The 12,812-nt window shown below is 55.1% G+C and carries 12 protein-coding genes and 3 pseudogenes; 6 read left to right on the top strand and 9 right to left on the bottom strand.

Features of this window, described 5'->3' with window-relative positions:
* The 5 genes and pseudogenes from WA354_RS18630 to WA354_RS18650 form a co-directional block, all read right to left on the bottom strand.
* Positions 1–136 (bottom strand): annotated as a pseudogene (locus tag WA354_RS18630) (integrase core domain-containing protein); the annotation flags it as partial.
* A gap of 10 nt (positions 137–146) precedes the next feature.
* Positions 147–1,031 (bottom strand): RibD family protein, encoded by an 885-nt coding sequence (locus WA354_RS18635; RefSeq protein ID WP_472814523.1) that lies wholly within the window; start codon positions 1,029–1,031, stop codon positions 147–149.
* Between the two features lie 68 nt (positions 1,032–1,099).
* Entirely contained in the window at positions 1,100–2,020 is a 921-nt protein-coding gene (locus tag WA354_RS18640; protein WP_472814524.1) for an NADP-dependent oxidoreductase, read from the bottom strand.
* Between the two features lie 40 nt (positions 2,021–2,060).
* Positions 2,061–2,420, bottom strand: a complete 360-nt coding sequence (locus WA354_RS18645) for a DUF6582 domain-containing protein (protein ID WP_472814525.1) — start codon at positions 2,418–2,420, stop codon at positions 2,061–2,063.
* Positions 2,421–2,439: 19 nt separating this feature from the next.
* The gene (locus tag WA354_RS18650) at positions 2,440–3,114 is read right to left on the bottom strand and encodes a hypothetical protein (protein WP_472814526.1); all 675 of its coding nucleotides are present in this window, start codon (positions 3,112–3,114) and stop codon (positions 2,440–2,442) included.
* A 442-nt stretch (positions 3,115–3,556) separates the two neighbouring features.
* On the opposite strand from WA354_RS18650, the gene WA354_RS18655 reads away from it, so the two are divergent.
* The 5 genes and pseudogenes from WA354_RS18655 to WA354_RS18675 all read left to right on the top strand — a co-directional run.
* Entirely contained in the window at positions 3,557–6,361 is a 2,805-nt protein-coding gene (locus WA354_RS18655; RefSeq protein ID WP_472814527.1) for a PAS domain S-box protein, read from the top strand.
* Complete coding sequence (locus WA354_RS18660) at positions 6,358–6,984, top strand: response regulator transcription factor (protein WP_472814528.1); 627 nt, start codon at positions 6,358–6,360, stop codon at positions 6,982–6,984. Before WA354_RS18655 ends, WA354_RS18660 begins: the two co-directional genes overlap by 4 nt.
* A gap of 104 nt (positions 6,985–7,088) precedes the next feature.
* On the top strand, positions 7,089–7,850 hold the full coding sequence (locus WA354_RS18665; protein ID WP_472814533.1) for a response regulator: 762 nt from the start codon (positions 7,089–7,091) through the stop codon (positions 7,848–7,850).
* 127 nt (positions 7,851–7,977) lie between these two features.
* Entirely contained in the window at positions 7,978–9,672 is a 1,695-nt protein-coding gene (locus tag WA354_RS18670; RefSeq protein ID WP_472814529.1) for a sigma 54-interacting transcriptional regulator, read from the top strand.
* A 178-nt stretch (positions 9,673–9,850) separates the two neighbouring features.
* Positions 9,851–10,072: pseudogene (locus WA354_RS18675) on the top strand (transposase); the annotation flags it as partial.
* Here WA354_RS18675 and WA354_RS18680 read toward each other — a convergent pair.
* A pseudogene (locus tag WA354_RS18680) lies at positions 10,046–10,318 on the bottom strand (transposase); the annotation flags it as partial. The pseudogenes WA354_RS18675 and WA354_RS18680 overlap by 27 nt on opposite strands.
* Before the next feature lie 45 nt (positions 10,319–10,363).
* Here WA354_RS18680 and WA354_RS18685 point away from each other — a divergent pair.
* Positions 10,364–10,555 carry a transposase gene (locus WA354_RS18685; RefSeq protein ID WP_472814534.1) on the top strand — a complete coding sequence of 64 codons (192 nt, stop codon included), beginning with the start codon at positions 10,364–10,366 and terminating at the stop codon, positions 10,553–10,555.
* Between the two features lie 208 nt (positions 10,556–10,763).
* On the opposite strand, the gene WA354_RS18690 is transcribed toward WA354_RS18685, so the two are convergent.
* The 3 genes from WA354_RS18690 to WA354_RS18700 all read right to left on the bottom strand — a co-directional run bounded on the left by WA354_RS18690 (position 10,764) and on the right by WA354_RS18700 (position 12,768).
* A complete protein-coding gene (locus WA354_RS18690) occupies positions 10,764–11,117 on the bottom strand; it encodes a UBP-type zinc finger domain-containing protein (protein ID WP_472814530.1) in 354 nt (117 codons plus the stop codon).
* A 39-nt stretch (positions 11,118–11,156) separates the two neighbouring features.
* A complete protein-coding gene (locus WA354_RS18695) occupies positions 11,157–12,062 on the bottom strand; it encodes an NADP-dependent oxidoreductase (RefSeq protein WP_472814531.1) in 906 nt (301 codons plus the stop codon).
* Between the two features lie 103 nt (positions 12,063–12,165).
* Positions 12,166–12,768 carry a cytochrome P460 family protein gene (locus tag WA354_RS18700; RefSeq protein WP_472814532.1) on the bottom strand — a complete coding sequence of 201 codons (603 nt, stop codon included), beginning with the start codon at positions 12,766–12,768 and terminating at the stop codon, positions 12,166–12,168.
* Positions 12,769–12,812 lie beyond the last annotated feature (44 nt).

The raw sequence follows: 12,812 nt of genomic DNA on the forward strand, positions 1-12,812 counted from the left end.
CAGGTGTCAGGTAGCCCAAAGCGCTGTGCGGGCGCACCCGGTTGTAATCGATCCGCCAGCTCTCGATGGTCTCCCGCGCATCGTCCAGAGTGAGGAACCAGTGTTCGTTGAGGCACTCCTCGCGGAACTTACCATCGACCCAATGGCTAATCTGCACTCACCGCTTTTGACAGCGGTCCGGTGTGCCGGTACCGCAGATACAGGTGGTCTGCGCTTTGCTTGACGCTGAGCAGTTGAAACCATGGAGCACTCTCCGGCATAAACTCCGTTCCTTGCACGAGCGCAGGGCGCATTGCGTCGGGCGTTCGACCCGCGATTTGCGGTGACAAAGTAAGAAAGAGTTCGTCGACAGCTTGTGCTGCCATAAATTCTCCGAAGAGTGAGGGCCCGCCTTCATGGAGGAGACTGCGTATCCCATACTGCGCGTGGAGCAATTGCAGCATCGCCAGCGGGTCGATCGCTCCGGAACTGGAATCCAGAGCGTGTATCTGAACGGAAGGCAATTTCGCAGCTCCTGCCGTGGTGAGTGCATCCCTGCCCGCGGCGGTTGTCATCACCACCGTCCGTGCCTCTGGCATTCGGAAAATTGCTCTCCCCAATTCCAGTTTCCCACTGCCGCTCACGACTACGAGAAGCGGGCGTTGCGATTTATTCAGAACGTTAACTCTGTATTTCGCGTACAGATGTTTTGCGTCGGGGTAGATGGATTCAGCAGTCCAGAGGCTCTGCGGTCCTGTGTCGTGGACGGTTCGAGCCCCAACCATGATCGCATCCGGTGAAGCCCGCAACAGCCCCATGATGAAGTGGTCTGCGGGGTCAGATCCACTAATGGCGGAGCCGCTAGCCTGACCTTTTATTGCGTAGCTGACAACACCATCAAGGGTGGAAACAAAGTTTGCAAAGACGAAGGGGCGCTCCGCGGGCGATGTTTGGAAGTGCAGATCCCCGTCATAGAGGTCTCTCAAGCCAGGTGGGAGAACTGATTTCAATTTGTCCTGATCGCGATCAACGAGGGTCCGTATAGGCGTCATTTGTTTGCGAGCTCTTTCCCGGAATCAAGTGCCAACACGGCGCGTGAAGACCTGGCCATCGTCGAAATCTAGGATAGCTCTAAGACTATTTTGCCAGGCTTATGTGGCGCACCCGCGAGCATCAGGTGCGCCTCACGCGCCTCTGCCAGAGGCAGGACCGACCCCACGCGCGCCGAAATCGTTCCATTCTCGAATAGCGTGTTCAGGATTTCCAGGCGCGAGGTGGTGACCTCGGCGTAGAAAAAGAGTACGTGCACATCTGACCTCTGCGGAGGCGCTTCCGAGGAAACAAGGGAAACAACCCTGCCGCCCGTCTTCAAAGCACCAACACACCGTTTCAACGTGCCCGCGCCCACCATGTCAAGGATTGCGTCCACGGGCGGCAGTTCCCTTTCGTAATTTGGCGCATCCGAGTTGACAATGCTCTCCACGCCAAGACTATGAAGCAATTGCGCATCTCGGGCCCGCGCCACCGCAACCACACTCAGGCCGGCATCAAGGGCCATCCGCGATGCGTACGCACCAACGTTCCCCGCCGCGCCAAGAATCATGATGGCCTCGCCCCTTTTCACCTGTGCGTACTCGAACAACATCTGCCACGCAGCTACTGCAATTACCGGAACAGAAGCTGCATGAAGAAAGTCCAATCCCTTCGGCTTCGGAGCTATCATTCCCGCCTGCGCCACTGCGTATTCTGCCTGCGCTCCGCAAAATTGAGGATTGGTGACTCCATACACCTCATCCCCCACGCTAACTCCCACCACGTTCGCCCCAACCGCCTCCACCATCCCGGCCAAGTCCGACCCCAGCGTCAACGGGGGGAGCGGACTCACCTTGCTTTTGCCCTCGCGGATCAGCGCGTCCCACGGGGCGACTCCCGCGGCCAGAACATGGACCAGTATTTCGCCCGCTCCTGCCATGGGCACCGGAACGTCCTCCAGCGCCACCTGTTCGGGGCCGCCGAACCGCTGTATGCGCACAGCCTTCATCTCGCCTCCACTACGAAGATCGATGCCAGCAATTCATTATCTAAGACGATTTCCCGGGCGTTTCCTTACTGTGTCGCTTTCTGGTTCTTGCGGCCTTGGCTGCAGCCTCAGACCGATGCAGATTCGGGTGTTTGCCGAGTTCATGCCAGTTGCTCTCGGAGAGGTTCACGCCGTAATACTTCGCGGCCTTTTCAATGTTGGCAAATGCTAAAGCCCGATCTTCGTCGGATACGTCCAGCACTTGATCGAATCGGGCAACAGCATTTCGCACGTGCTGAGCGTCGGTCATCGGCTCTTTGTGCTGCCTGGGAAACGCAAACACGCTCTCAGGAAGGTCGCCTCGTGTAATGTGACGCGCCGCTTCCTCGAAAGGCTCCCACGTCGGTTCCAACGTCGACATGACTACCTCCACATTCCATCTAAATCATGTGCGTCTTCGCAATCGCTTCTATCTCCGGCTCCGTGAGTGCGGAGAGATCCACAATCTCGGTCGCAATCACGCGCTGATAAAGCGTCGCATGATGTTTCTTCAAGTATTCCGCCAGAAATTCCAGAGCGCTGCTCGTTCCAGTGCCGTGGCCCACCATGACGATTTCCTGGGAAGGTAGAAGGTCTTTCGCTAGCTCTTCATAGAACGAAGGCTCCTCCGGAACTCGCTGGCCTTGATAGTGAGTTTCCTTGCGGTGGATCAAGTGGCGATGAAATCCATGCGGATCATACGGCCTCGCAGCCTCTTCGCTTTGAGCCCGATTGCCATCGACATCCCGGTAGACCCGTGCGAGATGGTGATCGATGACAACAATGCTGCGTATCGGTTGCACTGGTTTGTTTGGGGCGGCGCCAAGATCGGCTTCGCGCAGGAACCTGCGAAGGCGCGATACTTCTCCCTCTTCAAGGCTATGCGTACTCGGACGTTTGAAGAATGCGCGTTGCGAGCCGACTATGAACGCAAACTCAGTGCCCCCGTGCGGTTCGATTTCACCCAGCTTCCCGATCAGTTCAACGACATCGCCCCAGTGAACGTTACGTGGAAGGCTGCCGGCCAGTAGACTTTCCAGAAGCAACTCATGTTTGTGATCGAGATGCGTGTTCATTCTTCCTCTTTTCCTTTGGCCTGAAGGTAAGGATGCGGTTAACTGCGTTCTACGCGATTCCGACATGGTTTTCGCCTTGCTGACTCGGTGGACCGAGCCTCACCTGACACAATCTTTATGGATTCTTTATGTGCCCGTGGTCCGACAGATTCGATCCCTATGAATTTCACCACAAGCAATACTGTTGACGTATTCTAGTTCCAGGCTCAAATCCGTGTTTTCCCCAGCTTCCCGGGCCCTTTATTGAAAACGGTACGATCCCAGCGGCTTTTCCCTTCCGCACGAACTCGAAGCACACGCACTGATTGAGCCAGAGCCGATAGCCTGATGCAATTGGACCTTGGTATTGGAAATACCTTGGTATCAGTGGGCCGAACCGTCATCGTGGGGCTGGGCGGTCGCCGTCGGAGATCAGTATCGACCAGTGGAGCGAGCGGGAAGCATGACCTCTGGAACACGTGACACAAAACAGGGTAGCGAGGCACCGAATCTGCGGGACCTGATCGAAATGATTCCCGGGCTGGTTATATGTGCACACCCTGATGGCTCCGCCGAGTTTGCAAACCGCGCCTGGCAGGAATACACGGGCTGCTCATCAGGGCAACTGACCGGTTGGGGCTGGCAGACCGTGATCCACCCAGACGACGTGACGAAGTTTAGTAGCGAGTGGAGCGCATCTCCGACGGCTGAAAAGCCGTTCGAGAGCGAAGCGCGCATGCGACGCGCCGACGGCCACTATAACTGGTTTTCGATTAGAAGGGGGCCAGCCGTTTCGGAAACCCCAAGCAGCAACGTATCCTTGCGTATTTTGATCGCTTTCGAAGATATCAACGAGCGCAAAGAGTCCCAGGTCAAGCTGCAACTTAGCGAAGCCCTTCAGCAGGCGTTCTGCGATAACAGTCCGAATCTAATTTGGCTAGAAGATCGGCAAGGCCGGTATCTCTACGCTAACAAGGAGTTCCAAAGCGCGCTCTGCGTCACCGAAGAACAAGTCAAAGGGAAGACGGACGAAGAACTATTTTCAGTCAAACAGGCTGCAGCTTTTCAAGCAAAGAATCTGCAAGTGCTTGAGACAGGCACTCGGGTGAGATTTGAGGACGTCTTCTTTCGAGAAGACGGGCAACGGGCGCTCATTGTTCAGAAGATCCCGCTGTTCGACGCGGACGGCGTGGTCTACGCCATCGGTTCTGTCGCGACTGATATCACGGAACGTCAACAAGAGGAGTCGGCGCGCCGCTACAGTGAAGACAAGCATCGCCTTGTCGTCGAAACGGCCAACGACGCCATTATCAGCATGGACGACACCGGCACAATTCAGTTTGCCAACCCAGCATCCACGAGAATCTTCGGTTATGACCCCGCGGAGTTGATTGGGAAGCCACTGACCGTACTCATGCCGAAATTCATGCGCGAGCTTCACGAGAATGGATTCAGGCGCTACCTGGATACGGGCCAGAGGCACATCAACTGGCAGGGGACCGAACTGACCGCGCTGCGCAAGAACGGCCAGGAGTTTCCTGTGGAGATTTCGTTCGGGGAACTAACCAGAGATGGGCATAAGATATTCACCGGATTCATCCGCGATATCAGTAAAAGAAGGCAGGCGGAGGACAAGCTTCGCGCGAGCGAGCGTACCCTGCGTGAATTAACTGAGACCATTCCGCAAATGCTTTGGAGTGCCGAGGAGGACGGCACACTGAACTATTGCAACCAGCGGACTCTCGACTACACGGGACTATCTGCCGAAGAAGTGCAGGGCTCTGGCTGGCTAACTGCAGTTCATCCGGACGACGTGGAAAAGGCAACTCGTGCATGGTTGGGCTCGGTTGAAAGCGGCCAAGCATTTCAGTGCGAGTTTCGTTTTCGACGGGCGCCAGACGGTTACCGTTGGTGTATTTCCAACGCGGTACCATTGCGCGATCTCGAAGGAAAGGTCATCAGATGGTTCGGAACCGTCGTTGATCTGCACGACTGGAGAGAGGCGCAAGAAGCATTGCATGCGATTCAGACCCGTCAGGTCGCGGTTCGCGCAGATGTGAGTCTTGCTTTTGGACAGAAAGAGAGTCTTGAAGCGATCCTGCACGAGTGTGCGGAGTCCCTGGTGCGGCATCTCGATGCAGCGTTTGCGAGAATTTGGACGCTGAGTCCTGACGGAAGAATGCTTGAGTTGAGAGCCAGTGCAGGGCTTTACACACACCTCAATGGAGCTCACTCACAGATACCGATTGGCCAACTCAAAATTGGGGCGATCGCACGAGAACAGAAACACGTTCTCACCAACGACATCATCAATGATCCTCGAATCAGCAACAAAGCGTGGGCAGCAAATGAGGGGATGTCGAGTTTTGCAGGATACCCGCTGTTGGCCGGAACGCGAACCCTTGGTGTGATGGCAATGTTCTCTCGAAAGCCGCTTGCACCGGGAACAGCAGAAGCACTGGCATCCACTGCAGACTTGATCGCACAAGGTATTGAACGCAAGCGTGCTGAAGATGAGCTTCGTCTGAGCGAGCGTAATCTGCAGATGACACAAGCGGAGCTCGCGCGGGTTTCCAGGCTCACAACAATGGGCGAACTGGCAGCCTCGATAGCCCACGAGGTGAATCAACCCTTGACCGCAGTAGTCAATAACGGCAGCGCGTGTTTGCGCTTGCTCGCCAATCGCAATCTAGAGCCTGATGTCCTGCGTCAGGCTCTTGAAGGAATCATTGCCGATGGCACTCGCGCCAGTGCCGTTTTGGCTCGAATCCGCGCATTCATTAAGAAAGAAGCGGCTGAAAAGAGCGAATTGAATGTAAGCGAAGTGATTCAGGAGGTACTGATCCTGGCTGGCCATGAGCTTTACGAGAATCAAGTCTCGCTCGAAAACCAACTGACAAATGATCTACCATCTGTCCTGGCTGATCGTGTTCAGTTGCAGCAGGTTCTTCTGAATTTGATCATGAACGGCATCGAGGCCATGGCTGCGGTGACAGATCGACCTCGTTTGCTTGGAGTGCAATCCCGGATCGACCAATCTGGTGACGTGCTCGTTGCAGTAAGCGACACAGGCACTGGCTTTGGTACTGCGGCAGAATGCGTGTTCACTCCCTTCTTTACAACAAAAGCGAATGGTTTGGGAATGGGGTTGTCGATCAGCCGCTCTCTCGTTGAAGGTCATGGGGGGCGGCTCTGGGCCACACACAACTCTCCTCACGGCGCCGTGTTTTCCTTCACACTTCCAACGACCGGCGGGAATCTCTCATGACCGGTACGCCGATAGTCTTTGTCGTCGATGATGATCCATCGGTACGTTCCTCGCTGAAGTTTCTCTTGAGCACAGTTGGTCTGCAAGTTGAGGGCTTTGACTCAGCAGATGCCTTCTTGCGCAAGAAGCTGCCAGATGCGCCAAGTTGCCTTGTGCTTGATGTCAGGCTACCCGGTTTGAGCGGACTCGATTTTCAGCGAGAACTGACAGCGAAACACATCAGTATCCCGATTATCTTTCTCACAGGCCACGGTGACATTCCAATGAGCGTTCGCGCCATGAAGGCCGGGGCAATCGAGTTCCTCACCAAGCCATTCCGCGATCAAGACCTGTTGGATGCTGTTCGCATCGCACTGGAGCGTGATCGCGCCAGACGTAAAGAGGGAAAAGAGGTAGCCGCTCTCAAACAGTGTTTCGACTCGTTGACTTCGCGCGAACAGGAGGTGATCTCCCTGGTCGTGTCGGGCATGCTCAATAAACAGATCGCGGACCGACTTGGAACTGCGGAAAGTACCGTGAAAGTCCAGCGCAGCCGGGCAATGGAGAAGATGCACGCGGAATCTCTTGCCGATCTCGTCAGAATGATTGAGAAGCTCAAAGTCCCCTCGGGAAGAAACCAGTAAACCAAGGTTTATTCGCGTGCGCCTTTTTCAGAAGCCGGGGATCCTAAGATCTAATAGCTTCTTTCTCCATGCGGGAATACGGTTTGTTGAGTATGGAGTTGGAAGTGGCGAAAGCTTTAATCTCGATAGTCGACGATGATGAGTCCATCCGGCGGACTACGACATTTCTCATCGAATCTTTCGGCTTTCGAGCAGCAGCTTTTGAATCTGCCGAGGATTTGCTGAAGTCGGTCCGACTGCACGAGACTTCATGTCTCATCGTTGACGTGCAAATGCCGGGCATGAGCGGACTACAACTTCAGAGCCAGCTGGCTGCCGAAGGTATCGGCATTCCCATCATTTTTGTCACCGCTTACGACGACAAGGGTTTGCGTCACCAGGCAAAGCAAGCCGGTGCGGTCGCATTCCTCGGAAAACCATTTAACGACGAGGAGCTACTTGAGGGCATTCGTTTAGCTTTGCGAGGAACATCAGAGGCGACAAGAGATCTGATCGCCGTGGTCGACGACGATGAGTCCATCCGCAGGACTACCACACTCCTAATAGAATCGTTTGGCTTCCGGGCGATTGCATTCGAATCTGCCGAAAGCTTCCTCCAGTCAGGCCAGCGGCATAATACATCGTGTCTCATCCTTGACGTACGGCTGCCGCAGATGAATGGATTGCAGCTTCAAAGAGAGCTCGCTGCGGCTGATTGCAACATTCCTATCGTTTTTATAACTGCATACGACGACAAAGAATCGCGTGGTCGCGCGATGCAAGCGGGCGCTGTCGCATTCTTAAGAAAGCCTTTTAGCGATGAGCAACTACTCCAAATCCTTCGCGCAGCCTTAGGGCACGACAAAGGCGGCTCGACATCTATGTGACTCAACGAAGGCGTCGTCAGGATAGCCATTCGATGCCGGAGAGCTGCTTGAGAAAGTCCACGCTGCTCTAACGATTAGCCAAAGTGGTACGCGGAGCTTCCCAGGTTTTCCCGCGTGGAGGTGAACTGTGTCTAATTTGAATTTGATTGACCAGACGTGTGGTGAACGTAGATCTGAACAGATCGTTGGCATCAGCCCTGCTCTGAAATCCGCCCTCGCGGAAGTGGAGCGAGTGGCACCGACGGATGCCAGCGTGTTGTTGCTTGGAGAGACAGGTACCGGAAAGGAACTAGTCGCTCGCTCCATACACAATCTCAGCTCACGCAGCGAGCACCCATTTGTGAAATTGGATTGCGCGGCAATTCCCTTCGACTTATTGGACAGTGAACTCTTTGGCCATGAAAAGGGCGCCTTCCCCTGGGCTGTGGCACACAGAATAGGCCGTTTCGAAATGGCTGACGGCGGAACACTGTTCCTTGATGAAATCGGCGATCTCCCCCCGGCGCTGCAGCCTAAACTGCTGAGGATCCTGCAAGAGCAGGAATTCGAGCGCCCGGGAAGCAGCCAGACGCATCGCGTGAATGTCCGCCTGATTGCTGCGACGCATCGAGATCTAATGGGCATGATCAGGCAGGGAGAATTCCGCAGCGATCTCTATTATCGATTGAACGGATTTCCAATCAAGCTCCCACCGTTGCGCGAGCGCCACGAAGATATACCATTGTTGGTATCGCACTTCGTGGAAATGTTTTCACGACGGATCGGAAAGCAAATCCACGATATACCGGCAGAGACGTTGAGTGCGTTCACCGCGCATTCCTGGCCCGGCAACGTGCGAGAGCTTCAAAATCTGATCGAACGCGCGTTAATCCTGTCGAACGACGGGGTTCTTCCGAACCTCTTATCCGCAATGGCGAGGAAGTCGACGAAGGTAACTGCACTACAGAGCACATCCAATGGTTCTAGACATGCCGTGATCGACTCAAATACCGAAGCACTTCAAAGCCCCTTACGCATAACGGGTGGCCGTTTGGATACAACCGAACATTTGCCTAATCATAAGTTCGAATCTTCGGGCATATCAACTGATCTCCCCATCGTGTTCGTTGTCGATGATGATGTCCCAGCGCTTGAATTCATGAAACAGATAATTTGCCGCGAAGGGTGGCAGCCAGAGACATTCGCCCTCGCTCAAGAGTTCTTCGACTGGCCGCGGCCACATGTTTCAAACTGCCTTGTGGTGAATATTTCTCCTCGAGACCTTAGCGGTCTTGAACTGCAAAAGCGGATGGTCATCGAACGTTGCGAGACACCGATTATATTCATCGCTGACCACGGGGATGTACCCACGTCAGTTCAAGCCATGAAGGCTGGAGCCGTGGAATTCTTGATAAAGCCATTCACGGATGACGCTCTTTTCGATGCAATCCGCGAAGCCCTCAAACGTAGCTCTATTGCGCTTGACCGCGAAGCTGAGATGCGGTTGGTCCGTAACTCTTATGCGTCCCTTAGCCACCGTGAACGTCAAGTCATGGCATTGGTGCTATCTGGGCTCTTAAACAAACAGATCGGATCAGAACTCGGCATCAGCGAAATCACAGTGAAGGCTCATCGAGGCCGGGTGATGCAAAAGATGGGAGCCAAGTCTGTCGTGGACCTAGTAAGAATGGCCACGAGGCTGCGATCAGAGCGCGCACTCGCCGGGGCAAGTCAGTTCGGGTCACCGTTACCTTCTCCAATCTCCGGCTCGCCCGATCGTAGGATAAGCAGGTCAGTTTCCTACAGTGGACCTACGCTCACGGCTGCAAGCGGAAGGTCATAACTGATCTTGTCTGGAGATTCCTCGTGGTCTGCTGATCCACGGCGTGTCTAGCCGCGATATCTCACGGAGATATTGATTAATGAAGTGGGGACGAACAAATAAATAGCAAAAGGCTGCTGTTTTCGTGGCATAACTACGATGTCGAGTCGAAGTTTGTGGCGAGAAAAGGGAGCAGCCTTTGAAGACAGAGTGTATCCAAGAATCGTTCATATTTACAGCCCATTTTTCACGTCGTGCGCAGTCCGAGTTCACTGCCGGTCGGGTATCGAGTGACGGTGGAGCGCTTCTGTTGCGGGAGGCAGATCGCAGGATCGATCTTTTGGGGCGGCTGTCGGGCTGTTTTCTTGATGGCCGTGCTCCGTTGCTGGTCAAGCATCGCTTGTCGGAGATGCTTTCGCAGCGTATCTATGGTCTGGCTCTGGGCTATGAAGATCTTTGCGATCATGAGCAGCTGCGCTTTCATTTCGTCGGTGGAGAGCCGGTCGGCGAACAGGCACATCTGCTCCTTGATGCGGTTCTCCATCTCTCCGCGGGCGCAGTAAAACTTTTCGTATAGATCCTGCGCAGCCCATTCGGTGGCGGTCAGCGAGGTCACGATGAAGCGCGGGTTCTCGCCCTTGTCGAGATATTCTGCCTTGGCCACCACGCCAACCAGCTGCGTCTCTACTTCTCCGCCCTGGCTTACACCTTGATGGAAGCGCTGCGACGGCTGGCGTTAAAAGGCACGGCCTGGGCCGAAGCCCAGGTGGGCACGATCCGCCTGAAGCTGCTCAAAATCGGCGCCATCGTTCGGCTCAGCGTACGCCGCGTGCTGCTCCAGCTCAGCTCCGCCTACCCCTGGAAAGACATCTACGCACAAGCCTCCCACGCACTGCGATCCTGAACACATCAACCGGCCAAAGAAAACTACACTTCCACCTTCGGCGACAGGCAGAACCATGCTCAAAATACGCGCAAGAACATCCAATCCACCGCCCCAGTGAGCCAAATCCTGTTCTTGCAGGATCGCCTCGGCTCAAAAAATGACCTCACGGCTCAAATCTGGAATCCGATCACACTGAAATCAGCACTTGTGAGAAATTACGGCTAGACTAATGCAGCAACGATTCCCAGTCAGCGGGGACTCTTCCTGCTGGTCCGGGTGCTGGTTGATTCAGGGGATGCGAATGCGGGGGAAGCAGCTCAACGCCCTTGATCATCGCGCCCTTATCGTAATCGTAGAACCAATTCTCACCTGGCTCGAAGCTGGCAATGATCCGATGCCCGGTTGCGGCTGCGTGCCTCGACGCGTGCTGGCTCGGAGAGCTATCGCAGCATCCGATGTGCCCACACTGCGCACACCGACGGAGATGAAACCACCAACCTTCCGTCGACGCGAGACATTCGACACACCCATTACCAGTAGGCTTTGAATCGGGGTTGATTCCGCGCCGGCTTCTTTTCATTTCCGATTGCCTTCCGTGACACCCGTTCACAAGAGAATATCAAGCGACCAGCAAGACCTTCCCGACGCCACCCCTCTCTACGGTTGCTTGAGCCCTGGCCGCTTCGCTGAGTGGCAGTTTCAGGCTAATTGGGATTACCAGCTTGCCGTCGCGCACCGCTTCGGCCATGAACTCGAGCGTCTCTCTGTCGAACTTCGAGAATACGAACAACGGCTTTACAGAAGGGTAGTCCGCTGCATTCTGTGGTGTCTTGATTACCGATGCCAAGACTCCTCCCGGCTTGACCTTGGCCATCAGCTTCTCGGCGGTTCTTCCGCCAACCGTATCCGCTACCGCGTCGAGCTGTGGAAGACTCGCAATCGCAGCGTCGTCGTCGGTCGCGACGTACTGATCGGCGCCGACAGTCTTAGCGTCATCGATCTGCCTCTTCAGCACCCCCGCGATCACAGTCGCCCCGCGTGATTTCGCGGTGAATACCGCCGACCGCCCGACGTTTCCAGCAGCACCTATGACGAATACGGTTTGGCCCGCCGCAACTCCCGTAGCTGACATGAGCTGGTTGCCGGTCACGGTCACCAACGGCAACGCCGCAGCCTGAAGCAAATCGAGACCCTCGGGGACATCCGCTAGAACGTCTGCTTTCACCACGCAGAGTTCAGCAAACGTATTGTCGGCCATTGCGAATACCCGGTTTCCCGCAGTAAAGGTTTCAACTCCCGATCCGACCTTGACCACTGTGCCCGACATGTCGATTCCTATCAGGCCAGGAAAGTGGATCGGATAAAAATCCTTCGTCAGTCCAGCACGGCGCTTATCGTCGATCGGATTCACGCTCGCGGCTGCAACCCGCACCAGCACCTCACCCCGGCCCGGAACAGGGTCGGGGTAGTCTTCCCACTTGAGCACTTCAGGTCCGCCATATTCGTGGACGACAATTGCTTTCATCTTCTCTCTCCTTAGATCGCGGCGTACTCCCTAGATCGCCATTTCGAAGATGGGCCCTCGCGCCGCGTACTCCCTACGAGACGTACTCAAATCTCGGGCCGGTTTAACGTATCTGGTACGGGTGGAAGATGTAGTCCTTTGCTTTCACGGCCACATGGCATGTGTTTCCGCAGTCCGCATGAGCCGTCGGATCGGGAGTGAACTTGCCCGATGCGGCGTCGTAGTTGAAAACCGCGTATCCCCAGCCGCCAGTCTTCGGAAATCTCTTGCTGTCCTTCTCCATCACGAAAGCCTGCTTAAAAACATCGGGAACATCCACCGCGAAAGGCGCTTCCGTGCTCTTCTTGGGCTTCCACTGCAGTTTCACGATCTTCGACCCCTCCGGAAAGAAGTGCCCACTTCCGGGCGATCCACTTTTGAACGCCTTGATCATTTCCGGATTGGCGACGATTACCTTCAGAACTTCTTCCTGATGGGCGGAAGAGACCACAGACCAGTCCTCGTATCCCTTGAAGTCGGAGAACGCGACTCCATCCGGCGATATCAGCGAGTACTTTTCCTTATCTTGGTCTTGAGCACAAAGGATCACGGCGCCGAGGATCCCAAGCAGCGCCGTGGCCGTAACGATGGCAATACGATTCACGCGCATTTCGGTCTTTTCTTTGCGTTGCTCCTCCCCGGGAGACTTTCTCGTGGATCCTGTCATGACGTGCTCTCCTTCTGAAAGCGGCTTCTACTGCACACGATTCT

The sequence above is a fragment of the Occallatibacter sp. genome, assembly GCF_049802275.1.
In the GTDB taxonomy this organism is placed as follows: domain Bacteria; phylum Acidobacteriota; class Terriglobia; order Terriglobales; family Acidobacteriaceae; genus Telmatobacter.

What these genes read in the sequence shown, in the direction of transcription:
- WA354_RS18685 (WP_472814534.1), top strand. Translation starts at nt 10,364, where the DNA reads ATGGAAGCGCTGCGACGGCTGGCGTTAAAAGGCACGGCCTGGGCCGAA.
- WA354_RS18645 (WP_472814525.1), bottom strand. Translation starts at nt 2,420, where the DNA reads ATGTCGACGTTGGAACCGACGTGGGAGCCTTTCGAGGAAGCGGCGCGT.
- WA354_RS18700 (WP_472814532.1), bottom strand. Translation starts at nt 12,768, where the DNA reads ATGACAGGATCCACGAGAAAGTCTCCCGGGGAGGAGCAACGCAAAGAA.
- WA354_RS18655 (WP_472814527.1), top strand. Translation starts at nt 3,557, where the DNA reads ATGACCTCTGGAACACGTGACACAAAACAGGGTAGCGAGGCACCGAAT.
- WA354_RS18695 (WP_472814531.1), bottom strand. Translation starts at nt 12,062, where the DNA reads ATGAAAGCAATTGTCGTCCACGAATATGGCGGACCTGAAGTGCTCAAG.
- WA354_RS18640 (WP_472814524.1), bottom strand. Translation starts at nt 2,020, where the DNA reads ATGAAGGCTGTGCGCATACAGCGGTTCGGCGGCCCCGAACAGGTGGCG.
- WA354_RS18660 (WP_472814528.1), top strand. Translation starts at nt 6,358, where the DNA reads ATGACCGGTACGCCGATAGTCTTTGTCGTCGATGATGATCCATCGGTA.
- WA354_RS18650 (WP_472814526.1), bottom strand. Translation starts at nt 3,114, where the DNA reads ATGAACACGCATCTCGATCACAAACATGAGTTGCTTCTGGAAAGTCTA.
- WA354_RS18635 (WP_472814523.1), bottom strand. Translation starts at nt 1,031, where the DNA reads ATGACGCCTATACGGACCCTCGTTGATCGCGATCAGGACAAATTGAAA.
- WA354_RS18690 (WP_472814530.1), bottom strand. Translation starts at nt 11,117, where the DNA reads ATGAAAAGAAGCCGGCGCGGAATCAACCCCGATTCAAAGCCTACTGGT.